Here is a 15,121-nt window from a genome sequence, read left to right as displayed (position 1 = left end):
TATTGCAACTTAAGTTCCATTTAATGGAACTTTATGAGATGCGCTCGATTGTCCATCCTGCTCGCAGCCGCTGATGTGCTTCGTTGCTTCTCCAGCACGCGTCACGATGTGACGGTTACGGACCTTGTCGCTTTGCTCGACATGCCGAAAAGCAACGCGTCGCGGCTGCTGCGGACGATGCGGGATGCCGGGCTTCTGGAGACGGTCGGCGACAGCAAGCGCTACCGGCCCAGCGTTCTCTTGCATCAGGCTGGGCAGGTCTACCGCTTCTCGGCTTCCCTGATCGATCGCGCCGACGCGGTCGTTGCGCGTGTCTCGGCCGAGATCGGCCATACCGGCTATATCAGCGTACGCCAGGGCACCGACATCATCGGTGTTACCGCTCATCCCGGCCGCCATGCGCTGCGGGTGGTTACAGCGATCGGCGACAGGATCGCGGCTTTCGCCTCCAGCACCGGCCGGGCTTTGCTGGCGCGGCTGCCCGATGACGAGATCCGCCGCCTCTATGCCGGCGGCTTCGCGCCGCCATCGGCCACGGCGCCGCAGAGTTTCGACGAATTGTTCGCCCGCCTCGCGGCCGAGCGTGCCCGCGGCTATGCCGAATCCGAGGACGAGGCCGTCCGCGGCGTCGGCGCGATTTCGGTCGCGGTCGGCGATCCCGTCAGCGGCGACGAGGTCGCGCTCTGCATTTCCTTTCCGGCGGCGATGGCCAGTGCGGCCGAGCGGGCCGCCATCATCGCCTCCCTTGGTCAGGGAGCGGCCGCGATCGCCGCCATCACCAAGGATCCCCGCTTCATCCCCCTCTCATCCTCTATCGCGGAGTGAGCTCCATGAGCACGCGTTGGCGCATCGGCTTCGACATCGGCGGCACCTTCACCGATTTCATCCTCTATGACGGCGTGGAGCGTTCGGTCCGGCTGCACAAGCGCCTGACCACGCCGCACGACCCGTCCGAGGCCGCTTTGATCGGCCTTGAGGAACTCGTTGCCATGGCCGGCATCACGCTGGCCGAGATCGGCGATATCGTCCACGGCACCACGCTGGTGACCAATGCCGTGATCGAGCGCAAGGGCGCCAAGCTCGGCCTGATCACCACCCAGGGCTTCCGCGACATCCTGGAGATGGGAACCGAGCAGCGCTACGACATCTACGATCTGTTCCTGACCTTCCCGGAGCCGCTGGTCTCGCGCGAGCATCGGCTCGAAGTGGCCGAGCGCATCGACCGCGACGGCAAGGTCGTCACGGCCCTGGACGCGCATGCCGTGCGCAAGGCTGCCGGCGAACTCGCCGCCGCCGGCTGCGAGGCGATCGCGATCTGCTTCCTGAACAGCTATCGCAACACCGCCCATGAGCGCGAGGCCGGCCGCATCGTCCGCGAGGCCTTCCCGGAGCTGACCGTCTCGATTTCCAGCGAGGTCGTCGCCGAGATCTGGGAATATCAGCGCTTCGTCACCACGGCGGCCAACGCCTATGTCCAGCCCTTGATGGGGCGCTATCTTGAGCGGCTGCAGCGCGAACTCGCGGCCCGTTCCTTTGCCGGCGCGCTACGCCTGATGCATTCGGCCGGCGGCCTGGTCTCGCCGGAGACGGCGCGTGCCTTCCCGATCCGCCTGCTGGAAAGCGGCCCGGCGGGCGGCGGGCTCGCGACGGCCCTGTTCGGCGAACTCGCCGGCCACAAGGATGTGATCTCCTTCGACATGGGCGGCACCACCGCCAAGGCCTGCATGATCGAGGACGGCCGCGCCGAGATCGCGCCGATGCTCGAGGCCGGCCGCGTCAACCGCTTCGCCAAGGGCTCCGGCCTGCCGATCAAGGCGCCCGTCATCGACATGATCGAGATTGGCGCCGGCGGCGGCTCGATTGCGGCGATCGACGAAGTCGGCCTGCTCAAGGTCGGCCCGCATTCGGCCGGCTCCGATCCGGGCCCGGCCTGCTACGGCATGGGCGGCACCAAGCCGACCGTGACCGACGCCAATCTCGTGCTCGGCTATTATGATCCAGGCTTCTTCCTCGGCGGGCGCATGGCGCTCGATCTCGAAGCCGCTCGCAAGGCCGTCGCCTCGATCGCGACCCCACTCGGCCTTTCCATCGAGGAGGCCGCCTGGGGCATCCATAAGGTCGTGACCGAGAGCATGGGCGCTGCCGCCCGCGTCCATCTCGTCGAGAAGGGCAAGGACCCCCGCCGTTACGCCATGGTCGGCTTCGGCGGCGCCGGTCCGGCGCATGCGGTCGATGTCGCGCGCGTGCTCGGCGTCAGCCAGGTCATCATCCCGCCGGCCTCGGGCGCGGCTTCGGCGCTCGGCTTCCTGGCCGCGCCGCTGTCCTTCGATCTCGTCCGTTCGCTGCCGGTCGAATTCACTGACGGCTTCGACGCTGCTTCAGTCAACGCCATGCTGGCCGAGCTGGAGGCGGAAGGGCGCAAGCATCTTCTCGACGCCGGCGTGAAGCCGGCCGACATCGCCGTCGAGCGCTCGGCCGATATGCGCCTCGTCGGCCAGATGCACGATATCGCGGTCGATCTTCCGGCCGGGACGATCGACGCGTCGAGCCTGGAGGCAATCCGCGCCGCCTTCGCCAAGGCCTATTCGGCCCGTTACACCTCGGTCTATGAGGGCGCGCGGCTGGAGGCGATCAATTTCCGCGTCCGCTGCGTCGGCCCTGCGCCGACGCTCTCGCTCTCCGGCGCCACTGGGGGGGGCGAGGCCAGCGCCAAGATCAAGGGCAGCCGCCAGGCCTGGTTCGAGACCGGCTGGAGCGCGGCCACGGTCTATGACCGCTATGCGCTGCGTCCCGGCGACCACATCAGCGGGCCGGCCATCATCGAGGAGCGCGAGGCGACGACGATCGTGCCGCCGGGCGACACGGTGGCGATCGACGAGGTCATGAACCTGCTGATCAGCGTCGCCAGCACCAGCGCGGCCGAAGTCACCATCACCGCCGACATGCCGATGGCGGAAGCGGCGCGCCGCATCGAGGCCGATCCGATCTCGCTCGAGATCATGTGGAGCCGCCTCGTCAACGTCGTCGAGGAGATGTGGCTGACCGTCTGCCGCACCGCCTTCTCGCTGGTGATCTCGGAATCACAGGACTTCGCCTGCGAATTGCTCGATCCGGAGGGCGAGACGCTGGCGCATAGCCCGCGCGCCATGCCGGTGTTCAACCTGACGCTGCCGCGCGCGGTCAAGGCGCTGCTGGAGCGCTACCCGGCCGAGACGCTGAAGCCCGGCGACGTGTTGATCACCAACGATCCCTGGCTCTGCGCCGGCCATCTCTTCGACATCGCCATCGTCACGCCGGTCTTCCTCGGCGAGCGCGTCGTCGGCCTGATGGGTACCGTAGGCCATGTCTCCGACATCGGCGGCACCAAGGACTCGTTGCGGGCCCGCGAGATCTATGAGGAAGGCTTCCAGATCCCGCCGATGAAGCTCTACGAGGCTGGCCGGATCAACGAAACGCTGGTCAGGCTGCTGGCTGAGAACGTCCGCAATTCCGAGCAGGTGCTCGGCGACCTGCACTCCTTCGTGGCGGCCAACGCCATCGGCGCCGAGCGCCTGCAATCCTTCATGGCCGATTACGGTATGCAGGATCTGCGCGCGCTCGCCTTCGTGGTGCAGAACCGTTCGGAAAAGGCGATGCGCGAGGCGATCTCGGCGCTGCCGGACGGGACCTATCACGGGACCGTCTCGAACAACCCGTTGGGCACGCCGATGACCTATCCGCTGGCGCTGACGGTGAAGGGCGACACCATCCATCTCGACTTCGCCGGAGCGCCGCCGCAGCTGGCGCAGGGCGGGCTGAACTGCACGCTGAACTACACCAGCGCGCATGCGACCTACCCGCTGAAATGCATGCTGACGCCGAATGTGCGCGGCAATGCCGGTTGCTACCGCGCCTTCACGCTCGATGTGCCCAAGGGCTCGATCCTGAACTGCGACAAGCCGCTGGCGGTCAATTTGCGCACCCGCACCGGCTGGTACATCGCGCCCAACATCTTCCGGGCGCTGTCGCAGGCCGCACCGAAACAGGTCCAGGCCTTCACCGGCCTGCCCGTGGCGGCCAATGTCTATGGTCGGGACGAGGCCGGCAGCACCTATTCCGACATGCTCTTCGTCGGCGGTGGCCAGGGCGGCTCCGCCCATGGCGATGGCAAATCGGGCCTGCTCTACCCGACTTCGGCCGCCAACACCTCGATCGAGACCTTCGAGGCGCGCGTTCCCGTACTGGTCGTCGAGAAGACCTATCTCCAGGATTCCGGCGGCGCCGGCCAGCAGCGCGGCGGCCTCGGCCAGCGCGTCAAGCTGCGCAAGCTCGCGGCCGACGGCCTGCCGACACTGGTCTCGCTTTATCCTGAGGGCGTCAACAACCCGATCCCCGGTCTGTTCGGCGGCAAGCCGGGCGGCGGTGCCTCGGGCCGGGTGCTCAATGAGGCCGGCGACGTGCTCAAGGATGTCGGCACCGGCCAACTGGTCCAGGTCATGCATCCCCAAGAGATAGTCGAGCTCGTCCTGGCCGGCGGTGCCGGCTACGGCGCGGCTTCGAAACGCTCACCCGACGCCATCGCCCGCGACATCGCCCTGGGCTTCGTTTCGCCTGAGGCTGCCAGGCGCGACTACGGCGTCGCGAGCGGAGAGGCGCTGCAGGACAAGCAGGAGACCAAGTCCGGCGCGTTTGCCTCCGGCTGAGATCATCGCCAATCGGCGTTCAAGCCCGAAAGGGGCAAAGAGGGGGACTACCTATGACTGAACCTACCGGGGCGGGGCCGCAGAAGCACCCGAGCCTGTTCGAGCCGGCGACGCTGGTGCTGATCGGCATCCTCAGCGTCTTCGGCGCCATCATCGGCATGCAATTGCTGGTGTCGCTCGGCGTCACCGCCAACACCTCGCTGATCGGCGCGATGGCGGCGATGGCACTGGCGCGCCTGCCGCTCGGGCTGTTCCTGCGCTACCGCTCGATCCATGTGCAGAACCTGGCGCAGAGCGCGATCTCGTCGGCGACCTTCGGCGCCGCCAACAGCCTGCTCCTGCCGATCGGCATTCCCTTCCTGCTCGGGCGTCCCGATCTGGTCCTGCCGATGTTCGCCGGCGCCTTCATGGCGATGCTGCTCGACGCCTATCTGCTTTACCGGATGTTCGACTCGCGCGTCTTCCCCGCGACCGGGGCCTGGCCTCCCGGCGTCGCCGCCGCCGAGGCGATCAAGGCCGGTGACGAGGGTGGCCGCAAGGCCGTGCTGATGGGTGTCGGCTTCGTCACCGGCATCGCCGTGTCCTTCATCAAGATCCCGCTGGCTGCGATCGGCTTCGTCGGCTCGACCGCCGTCTCGGGCATTCCGATGTCGGCTTTCGGTGTGGCCTTCATCGGCAATATCTGGGCGCTGACGATGTTCGGCATCGGCCTGCTGCTGCGCGGTTATTCCGGCCAGCTCTTCAACAATGAGACCTTCGCCACGCTGATCCCCAAGGGCGATCTGATGGCGGCCTATATCCCGCACGGCTTCATGATCGGCGCGGGTGTCGTGGCACTGTTCCAGGTGGTGCAGCTGCTGATGCAGCGCAACGAAGCCGCCCGGAAGGCCGAGGCTGCCGCGGGTACGTCGGACGCCGCGGTGCGCCGCGCGCTCGGCCTGGGCACCATCGGCTATCTCGTCATCGCCGTGTTCATCGCTGTGGCCGGCGGGCTGATGAGCGACATGTCGATCGGCATGCTGACCCTGTTCGTGCTCTATGCGGCCTTTGCGGCCTATGTGCATGAATTGATCGTCGGCCTGGCGGCGATGCATTCCGGCTGGTTCCCGGCCTTCGCGGTAGCGCTGATCACGCTGATCATCGGCATGCTGATCGGCTTCCCCATCCCGGCTCTGGCCTTGCTCGTCGGCTTCTCCGCCGCGACGGGGCCGGCCTTCGCCGATATGGGCTACGACCTCAAGGCCGGCTACATCCTGCGCGGCAATGGCGTCGATCCCGCCTTCGAGCTCGACGGTCGCCGCCAGCAGCTCTTTGCGGCGATGTTCGCCTTCGTCATCGCCGGCATCGTGGTCCTGGTCTCCTATCAGAGCTATTTCGCCCAGAACCTCGTCGCTCCGGTCGACAAGGTCTATGCGGCGACGATCAAGGCCGGCGTTGCGCCGGGCGTTGCCTGGTCGCTGTTCATGTGGGCGATTCCGGGTGCGATCCTGCAGTTCACCGGTGGTCCCAAGCGCCAGATCGGCGTGCTCTTCGCGACCGGCCTGCTGATCAACTTCCCGATGGCGGGCTGGGCCGTGCTGTTCGGCATCGTCTGCCGGTTGATCTGGGAGAAGCTGCGCGGCGCGAGCGGCGAAGGCGACATGGAGGTCTTTGCCGCCGGCGTCATCGCGGGCGACGCGATCTTCAGCTTCTTCGACTCCGTGCTGAAGGGCTTCAAGCGCTAGAGCAGGAGGCGAAAAAGTGGGAACCGGTTTTTCACAATCGATGCTGCTCTACCTTTTTGATGAGAGACGGATTCAGATTTCAGATCGGATCACTTTGTGACCCGATCTGAAATCGTCCGGCTCTAGCGCCCGAGCCTGCGTGCCGGGGCTCCTCCCGGCACGCAGGCTGCCCCATAACGACGAGATCCCACCATGACGATGACGGCCCGCAAACTCGGCACGCTCACCATCGGCCAGGCGCCGCGCGCCGACATCACGCCCATTCTCGACGCCGTCATCGATGCGGGGACGCCGCGCCGTCATGCCGGCGTGCTTGACGGTTTGAGCCGAGCCGAGATCGAGCGCGATTTCGCAGCCCGTCCGGGCGAGGCCATGCTGATCACCAAACTGCTCGACGGCTCCTCGGTCATCATCGACAGGAGCAAGACGGAAGCGGCGGCGCAGGCCAAGCTCGCCATGCTGGAAGCCGAGGGCTGCAGCACGATCCTGATGCTCTGCACCGGCCATTTCGAGACGCTCTCCTGCGAGCGGGCGCGCCTGATCGAGCCCGACCGCATCCTGCCGCCGACGGTCGCAGCCCTGACGCATGGGGCGCGGCTCGGCATCATCGTGCCGATCCCCGAGCAGATCGCCAGCGAAGCCGGCAAATGGGCGGCGCTCGGCCAGGAGCCGCTCCATGGCGCGGCCTCTCCCTATGCGGAGCCGAGCCCGGCGCTGGCGGAGGCCGCGCGCGATCTCGCCGAGCGCGGCGCGCAGATCCTGCTGATGGACTGCATGGGCTTCGTCGAGAGCCATCGCCGCGAGGCGGCGGAGGCGTCCGGGCTGCCGGTCATCCTGTCCAACAGCCTGATCGCGAAGCTGGTCTCCGAGATCGTCTAGATCTAGCTCCCTGTTTTATCGCATTTTCTTCACGCGAACCGGTGTCCACTTCGCTCGAAAATGCTCTAGGGGCGGCGCGCACTCGCCACGCCGAGACAGCAGATGCCTTCGCCGAGCTTCGCGGTGGCGTTGGGAAAGATGGTGAAGCCGTCGTGGGCTGCCGCGACCGGGTCGCCATTGGCGCGCCGCGCGATCACCTGGCCAGCTGCGATGCGGTCGCCGGTCTTCCAGATCCCTTCGAGACGGTCGCCTTCTGCCTCGCAGAGCACCTGATCGACCATGTCGATCACCGTGCGCTGCAAGGGCGCGAGCGGCGGCGCATCGACCAGCCCGAGATGGCTGAGCGCGTTGCGGATCGCGGCATAGCCGACATTCGCCGAGTTGGGGTCGTCATGCCGGCCGCATTCCAGGGTGACGCCGTAGCCCCCGGCGAAGCGCATATATTCCGTGGTGCCGAAACCCTCCGTGAGCGAGAGCGGCGGCAGGTTCAACCGCTCGCGCGCCGCGATCTGGCGGGCATAGATGGGAAGCCAGCCATGGGTCAGGACGTCGGGGCCGAGGCAGGCGGCGAAGGCCGCTTCCTCCGTGGCGTGGCGGAAGGCTTCGAGCTCGCCGGTGTTGTTCTCGGGGCCGAAGAAGACGAAGGGTTCGCCCTCGCCCTTGAAGGAGTGGATGTCGAGCAGGACATCGTGCTGGCGCAGCAGGGCGCAGAGGCGGTTGCCGATACGGTCCTCGTTATCGGCGGGCAGGGGCTTCTCGCGCAGGTCGCGGTTGAGGTTGCGGTCGCCCTCACGGGTGTTCTGCCGATAGGCCTTGGGATTGGCGACGGGCACGAAAGTGACCTCGCCGCGCAGGACCGTCAGCCGGCCCTCCCGGCAATCGGCAATGGCGCGGGCGATTGCGTCGGGGCCGCAGGTCTCGTTGCCATGGACTGCGCCGAGCACGATCAGCTTCGGGCCGGCCTTGAGGCCGTGGAAGCGCACGCTTTCCAGCGGCGCGAGATCGATTGCGGCGTCAGGGCTGGGTTTCGTCGTCATGGTCGGTTTTGGTTCCGGGAGTCGATCGCCGCTCAAGCGCGGCGCGTTTGCGAGTGGGGGTCGAGGATGTCGCGCAGGCCGTCACCCAGCAAGTTGAGGCCGAGCACGGTCATGAAAATGGCAAGCCCCGGAAAGACCGAGATCCAGGGCGCGGTAGTGATCTGGTCGCGCGCATCGGAGAGCATCGAGCCCCAGCTCGGGAAAGGCGGGCGGATGCCCAAGCCCAGGAAGGACAGGGCAGCCTCCGCCAGCACCGCCCCGCCCATTCCCAGCGTGCCGATGACGATGATCGGGCCGGCGATATTGGGCAGGATTTGTTTGAGCATGATCCGCGTATTGCCGCTGCCGAAGGAGCGCGCCGCCTCGACATAGCCCTGCTGCTTGATCGAAAGCGTCGCCGCCCGCGAAAGTCGGCAGGTATAGGACCAGTTGGTCAGGCCGAGCGCGATCAGGAGGCTGGTCAGGCCGGGCTGCAGGATCGCCATGATGGCGAGCGCGAAGATCAGCGAAGGGATCGAGAGCATCAGATTGGTCAGGCCGTTGACGAAATCATCCCACCAGCCGCCCCAATAGCCCGCCGACATGCCGAGTGCGACCCCGATCAGGGTGTTGATCAACTGCGAGACGATGCCGACGGTCAACGAGATGCGCGCGCCGTAGAGCACGCGGCTGTAGATGTCGCGCCCCTGCGCGTCGGTGCCGAACCAGAACTCGGCGCCGGGCGGCACCTCGGCATTCATCAGGTTGGCGTCCATGACCGGATCTGTATGCGCCAGCCAGGGCGCCAGAGTGCCACCGACGATCACCGCTGCGAAAAGCACGCCGCCGATCCAGAGATTAGCTCTAAATTTCATAGGTTTGCTCGACCCTAGCTGTACTTGATGCGTGGATCGATCAACGCGCAGAGCACGTCCACGATGATATTGACGATGAGAAAGAACAGCACGAGCAGCAGGATGCAGGCTTGGACGACGGGTATGTCGCGCAACGAGACGCTATCGACCAGCAGCGACCCGATTCCCGGCCAGGCGAACAGCTTCTCGATCACGACGGCGCCGCCCATGATCGAGCCGAACTGCAGGCCGAGCGTCGTCAGCACGATGACAGCCGCGTTGCGCGCCACATGCCAGCGCATCACCCGGACTTCGCTGTTGCCTTTGGCGCGCGCTGTGCGGACGAAGTCTGCGTTCATCACCTCGAGCACGGCAGCCCGCGTGGTTCGTGCCAGCAGGGCCAGCGGCGCCACGCCGAGCGCGACAGCCGGCAGCACGAGATAGCGCGGATTGCCGTCGCCATAGCCGAAACTGGGGAACCAGCCGAGCAACAGGGCGAAGGTGTACATCAGCATCAGGCCGAGCCAGAACTGCGGCAGAGACAGGCCGGAGACGGCGACGACCATCGACTGCATGTCGACCCATCCGCCGGGCTTGAGAGCAGCAAGAAAGCCAAGCGGGACGCCGAAGGCGATCGCAAACAGCATCGCGGCCATGGCTAGCTGCAAGCTAGGCCAGATCCGCTCCGACAGTGAGTTGACCACGGGCTGACGTGTCCTGAAGGATGTCCCAAGGTCCAACGTCAGCAGTTTCGCGGCATATTTGCCAAAGCGCACATGCACGGGTTCGTCGAGACCGAACTGCATATTCATCCGCGCCACCGCCTCCGCATCGATGACCGAGCGGCCATCGGACGACTGTGTGGATGCGAAGTCGCCGGGGATCACGCTGAACATCACGAAGACCAGCGCCGCGACGGCGAGCAGGATCGGCACGGCCTGCAGCAATCGCTTGAAGACATAGGGCAGCATGGGGAGCTCCTGGCCATGAACCGCCCGGCGGAACGAGCCGCCGGGCGCAGGGACTTGGCGCGGGAGGGTTACTTCGCCGCAGGCGACGAGGCGTCGATCCAGAGATCCTCGAAATATTGCAGGGCAAGCTCCGTCGCGTTCGGCTGCAGGCCGTGCAGCCAGGGCTGATAGGCCAGCACCGCCTTGTTGTAGTTGAAGAACCAGACCGGCGCGTCGGCATAGACGATCGCATTGGCCTGTTTGACGAGGTCGAGGCGCTTGTTGACGTCGCCGGTGGTGCCGGCCTCGTCGAGGAGCTTGTCGACCGTGGGGTTCTTGTAGGTGGTGTAGTTGCAGGCGCTCTGCGGCGTCGCCGAGTGGAAGCACTTCATCGCCGTCAGCGGATCGGGGCCCGAGGTGTTCGACCAGATATAAGCCTGGAAATCGCCCTTCGCGACGATGCCACCCAGCGCCGAGCCCTCGACCGGCTTGACCTTCACCTTGATGCCGACCTTGGCCAGCATCGGGATCGTCGCCTCGACGATCGGCATGCCCCAGCTCTCATTGGGCGTCGCCGTCCATTCGAATTCGAAGCCGTCGGGATAGCCGGCCTCGGTCAGGAGCTTCTTGGCCTTCTCGGGATTGAAGTCATAGGGCTGCATCGCCTTGTCATAGGCCGGCGAGGAGAGCGGCAGCCAGCCGGTTGCGCGATAGGCCTTGTCGCGGACGAGGCGCTTGATGATCAATTCGCTGTCGATGGCGTGGTTGATCGCCTGGCGCACGCGCTTGTCGGCAAAGGGCTTGAAGCCTGGATTCATGCCCATATTGCGGGTGAAAACCTCGGCGACCTCAAGGATGCCCTTCGACAGGTTGGGGTCGGCCTTGTAGGCGACATATTGCGTCGGCCCCAGGATCGAGACGTCGATCTCCTTGTTGCGGAAGGCGACGTCGCGGGCAGCAGCCTCGCCCATCGGCGAGATCACCAGCTTGTCGGCATAGGGCTTGCCGGGTTTATAGAACTTCTCCCAGCGCTCGAAGACCATGCGCGAGCCGGGAACATGCTCGACGAATTTGAACGGACCGAGCCCGATGGGCTTGTTGAAGAAGTCGGGGGCCTGGGCCTCCTTGGCGGGGTAGATCGACGTCGTCGCGGCGTTGAAGAGGAAGCCGGGCTCGGTGCGCTCGGTGAAGGTCATCTCGAGCGTAAAATCGTCGATCTTCTTCAGGCCGGAGATCTCCTTGGCCTGGCCCTTCTCGACATCGATCGCACCCTTGAGCAGACGAACATAGCGCGCGGCGGGATAGCTCTTCGAGCCGTCCATCAGGCGCGTGAAGGTCCAGATGATGTCGTCGGCGACCATCTTGCGGCCGTTATGGAAGAGCGCGTCGTCCCTGAGCTTGAAGGTGTGGACGAGGCCGTCGGCCGAAACCTCGACGCTCTTGGCGAGCTCCAGCACCGGCTTGTTGTTGGCTGAATCCCAATTGTAGAGCGAGCGGTGCAGCGCCTTGCCGTAGATGTCGTCCTGGATCTGGTTGGAGACGTGGCTGTCATTGCTGACGAAGGACGCCGCATAAGGCGCGGTGAAGCGGATGGTGCCGCCCCGGCGCGGTTCCTGTGCCTGGGCGCCGAAGTTTTGCACGCTGAACGCTGCCAGCGTCAGCGCGGTCGTGAAGACTAATTTCTTGAGCACGGTAGTTCCTCCCAGTTTTTTAAATTCCGTCCCGGCGTTCTTGCCGGAATCGATTACTTCCATTTGGAACTATAACGGAGTTCAGGCGCGCGTCCTCCCTCTCGGAGATGGTTTCAGGCGAGACCGAGACGATCATGGACGATCCGCCCGTTCAGGATCGTCAGATCGCAGCATGTGTCTTTCAAGATCTCGTCGGGCGCCGCCGTCAACAGGTCGCGCGAGAACACGGCGACATCAGCCAGGAAACCAGGGGCGAGCCTCCCCTTCACGGCCTCCTGCTTCTGCGAGAAGGCGCCGAATTCGGTATAGGCCTGCAGCGCCTGTTCGATCGAGACGCGCTGGGCCTCGTCCATCACCGTGCCGCGCCAGGTCTGGCGGGTCAGCATGGCGTGGAAGTTCGGGAAGGGATTTGGGTCGCAGACCGGCGCGTCGCTGCCGGTCGCGGGCTTCAGGCCGAGATCGAACCAGGTCTTGAACGGATAGCTCGGCAAAGCCCGTTCCGGCCCGAGCACCTTGACATAGGCATCGCCGAAATCGTGGATGAAGACCTGCTGCGGGCAGGGATAGATGCCGGCCGCGACCATGCGCTCATGCTGCTTGGGCGTCGAGAAACCGCAATGTTCGACGCGATGGCGCCGGTTCGGATCGGGATGGGCCTTGAGCGCCTTTTCATAGGCCGCGATCAATTGCTCGATCGCGGCGTCGCCGATGGCGTGGCAGGCGAGCTGATAGCCTTTGGCATGGATATCCATGACCATGCGCTCGAGCTCGGCATCGTCCAGCATCCAGACGCCGGTGGTCTTGTCTTCGCCGAGATAGGGCTGGCTCATCCAGGCGGTGCGGCCGCCGGCCGAACCGTCGAGGAAAAGCTTGACCGCGCCGATCATCAGCATGTCGTCGCCGGTGCCCGAGATCAGCCCGGCGGCATGGCATTGCGGCACGATCGAGCGGCCCTCGTCGCCAAGCAGCGTCAGCCAGGTGCGCACCGGCAGGCGGCCGTCACGCTTGGCGCGGTGATAGGCAGCGATCTCGGCAAAGCCCGCCTTCTGGCCGACGGCGGCGTCCATGCAGCTGGTGATGCCGAGCGAGAGCAGGTAATGCCCGGCGCGCTCGATCGCGGCGACGATCTCGGCCTCGCTCGGCAGCGGGATCACGGCCTGGATCGGGGCACGGGCGTTCTCGGCGAGCAGGCCGGTGAGCCGGCCGTTCTGTTGCTCGATCAGGCCGCCTTGCGGCGTCGGCGAGGCTTCGTCGATGCCGCCGAGCGCGAGCGCCGCCGAATTGCAGATCGCGATATGGCCGCAGGTGCGCACCAGCATGACCGGATTATCAGGGGCTGCGCGGTCGAGTTCCTCGCGGAAGGGATGACGGCCGGTGTCGAGCTTGGTCTGGTCGTAGCCGCGCGAGAGGATCCATTCGCCGGGCTTGGCCTTGGCGGCGCGGGTTGCGATGGCGCCGAGCAATGCTTCCAGCGTCGGCGCGGCGGCAGGCTTTGAATCGACCCAGTCCATGGTCAGCCCGAGGGAGACCAGATGGAGATGGGAATCGTTCAGGCCCGGCGTCGCCAGCCGCCCCTTCAGATCGATGACCCGTGTCCTGGGGCCGATCAGCGGCGCGATCTCGCTGTCTTGGCCGGCAGTGAGCACCTTGCCCTGCCAGAGCGCCAGCGCCTGCTTGACCCCATCCTCGCGGCCGCACCAGATCGGGCCGTTCCGCAATACGATATCGGCCTGCACGCTCATGGGCGGGACCTCGCTGCCACTTCGCTCGCCTTGGTCATCGCTGTCCTCCGGTTGTCTTGTGGTTGCCGGCGCTTCACGGCCGGTCGTCGTCAGATGTCGTCGAGCGGGAAGATCGGCCGGCGCACCTTGCGGTAGGGCCGGGTCTTGAAGTTGCGGGTCGAGAGCGCGCCGGTGTCGACCTCCAGCACCTCGCATGCGACGGGCTCGAAGGCGGCGCGGAAATGCTGCATCGATTTGACGATCAGGGTCGATTTGCGGGCCAGATCGACGCCGAGCGAGGTGAACTGGGCGAGATCGATCGCCTGGCCGTTATGAGTGATCACGATGATCTCGACATCATCGACGCGCAGCAGGGCCGAGAGGCCGTAATTGCGCCAGACGCCGCCGCCCATCGGGCCATAGGCGATGAAGTGGCCGTCGGTCAGCGCCACGACATGGGCATCGAGATCGAGCGGTCCGCCGCCCGTCGATGGATCGACCTTGCCGCCGAGCTCGAGCCTGACCCGGTTGCCGACGCCAGCTGCCTGGGCTGCAAGAGCGGCCTGCGGATCGCGGATCGCGTGGAAGCCGACATTGCGGAGCCCGGCATCGAGCACGGCGCGCAGCAGATTGGTCGCGTCGCCATAGGCGCCGGAACCCGGATTGTCGGAATAGTCCGAGATCAATAGCGGCTTGTCATGTCGCCCTTCGCCAGCCTTGGCGCGGGCCATGGCTTCAGCCAGCGGCGTGAAGCTGATCGAGGAGAAATGCCGCTGCTCCCAGGCATAGTCCATCAGCTCCTCGGCGATGGCCTGAGCCTGGCCGCGATCATTGGCGGTGACGGCGACGGAGGGGCCGATATCGTGGACATCGGCGGAGGAGAAGCCGGCCTGCACGCTGACGACCAGCGCCTCGCCGGAGGCCTCCAGGGCGTCGCCTCGACGCAGCAATTCCTTGAAGGGCGGCGAGGTCGTGCGGCCGCCGTCGAGCGCGTAGAGGATCGGGCGGCGGGCGACCGCGACCTTCGGGCTGATCTCGCCGGCCATGGCCCTCTCGAGCAAGCGCGCGCCCTGCCAGCTCCGCTCGTACTGATCGATATGGGGATAGGTGCGGTAGGAGATCAGCGCATTGGCGCTGTCGGCCATGAGCTGCGTCAGGGTGGCGTGGAGGTCGAGCACAGCGACGATCGGGGTATCGGGACCGAGCCGCTTGCGCAGCCGGGCGAGCAACTCGCCCTCGCCATCATCGGAGCTTTCCGTCGCCATCGCACCGTGGAGATGCAGCAATACGCCATCGACGCCGGCGCTGGCGTCGAGGATATGGCCGGCGAAGAGCTCGAAAGCCGCGTCCAAGACGCGGCCGGAGGGGTTGGCACCCGTCACGAGCGGATGAACCAGGTTCCAGCCGAAACTCTCGGCGGCCTCGAAGGCTGCGCCCATTGCGGTTCGCGTGCCACGAAAGGCTTGTGGAATCGCGTTGCCGAGATAGACGCCATGCGCCTCGAAGGCGTCCTGGCCGGTGAGCTGAACACTGAAGGTGTTCGTCTCATGCATGAATTCCGCGATCAGTACGCGCAGCCCCATCGCCTCGTTGCCCTCCCAGAG

10 protein-coding genes are annotated in these 15,121 nt (G+C 65.9%); 4 read left to right on the top strand and 6 right to left on the bottom strand.

Annotation, left to right across the window (positions count from 1 at the left end; translation table 11 throughout):
- Positions 1-108: 108 nt before the first annotated feature.
- The 4 genes from BHK69_RS00440 to BHK69_RS00425 all read left to right on the top strand — a co-directional run bounded on the left by BHK69_RS00440 (position 109) and on the right by BHK69_RS00425 (position 7,285).
- Complete coding sequence (locus tag BHK69_RS00440; RefSeq protein ID WP_244548364.1) at positions 109-825, top strand: IclR family transcriptional regulator; 717 nt, start codon at positions 109-111, stop codon at positions 823-825.
- 5 nt (positions 826-830) lie between these two features.
- Positions 831-4,682 (top strand): hydantoinase B/oxoprolinase family protein, encoded by a 3,852-nt coding sequence (locus BHK69_RS00435; RefSeq protein WP_069688392.1) that lies wholly within the window; start codon positions 831-833, stop codon positions 4,680-4,682.
- Positions 4,683-4,735: 53 nt separating this feature from the next.
- Entirely contained in the window at positions 4,736-6,406 is a 1,671-nt protein-coding gene (locus BHK69_RS00430; protein ID WP_069688391.1) for an OPT/YSL family transporter, read from the top strand.
- Positions 6,407-6,598: 192 nt separating this feature from the next.
- A complete protein-coding gene (locus BHK69_RS00425; RefSeq protein ID WP_083269028.1) occupies positions 6,599-7,285 on the top strand; it encodes an AroM family protein in 687 nt (228 codons plus the stop codon).
- A gap of 65 nt (positions 7,286-7,350) precedes the next feature.
- Here the strand turns inward: BHK69_RS00425 and BHK69_RS00420 are convergent, their stop codons facing one another.
- The 6 genes from BHK69_RS00420 to BHK69_RS00395 all read right to left on the bottom strand — a co-directional run bounded on the left by BHK69_RS00420 (position 7,351) and on the right by BHK69_RS00395 (position 15,100).
- The gene (locus tag BHK69_RS00420; RefSeq protein WP_069688390.1) at positions 7,351-8,322 is read right to left on the bottom strand and encodes a succinylglutamate desuccinylase/aspartoacylase family protein; all 972 of its coding nucleotides are present in this window, start codon (positions 8,320-8,322) and stop codon (positions 7,351-7,353) included.
- A 32-nt stretch (positions 8,323-8,354) separates the two neighbouring features.
- Positions 8,355-9,176, bottom strand: coding sequence for an ABC transporter permease (locus tag BHK69_RS00415; protein WP_069688389.1), 822 nt, complete (start codon positions 9,174-9,176; stop codon positions 8,355-8,357).
- A 14-nt stretch (positions 9,177-9,190) separates the two neighbouring features.
- Complete coding sequence (locus BHK69_RS00410; RefSeq protein WP_069688388.1) at positions 9,191-10,126, bottom strand: ABC transporter permease; 936 nt, start codon at positions 10,124-10,126, stop codon at positions 9,191-9,193.
- Between the two features lie 68 nt (positions 10,127-10,194).
- A complete protein-coding gene (locus BHK69_RS00405) occupies positions 10,195-11,766 on the bottom strand; it encodes an ABC transporter substrate-binding protein (RefSeq protein ID WP_069693244.1) in 1,572 nt (523 codons plus the stop codon).
- Between the two features lie 143 nt (positions 11,767-11,909).
- Complete coding sequence (locus BHK69_RS00400) at positions 11,910-13,538, bottom strand: amidohydrolase (protein ID WP_069688387.1); 1,629 nt, start codon at positions 13,536-13,538, stop codon at positions 11,910-11,912.
- An 89-nt stretch (positions 13,539-13,627) separates the two neighbouring features.
- The gene (locus BHK69_RS00395; RefSeq protein ID WP_069688386.1) at positions 13,628-15,100 is read right to left on the bottom strand and encodes a M81 family metallopeptidase; all 1,473 of its coding nucleotides are present in this window, start codon (positions 15,098-15,100) and stop codon (positions 13,628-13,630) included.
- Between the last annotated feature and the right edge of the window lie 21 nt (positions 15,101-15,121).

Origin of the sequence: Bosea vaviloviae (genome assembly GCF_001741865.1) — a bacterium.
GTDB classification, from domain to species: domain Bacteria; phylum Pseudomonadota; class Alphaproteobacteria; order Rhizobiales; family Beijerinckiaceae; genus Allobosea; species Allobosea vaviloviae.
The sequence above is the reverse complement of the archived record's forward strand: the minus strand, read 5'-3'. Positions and strand labels throughout refer to the sequence as shown.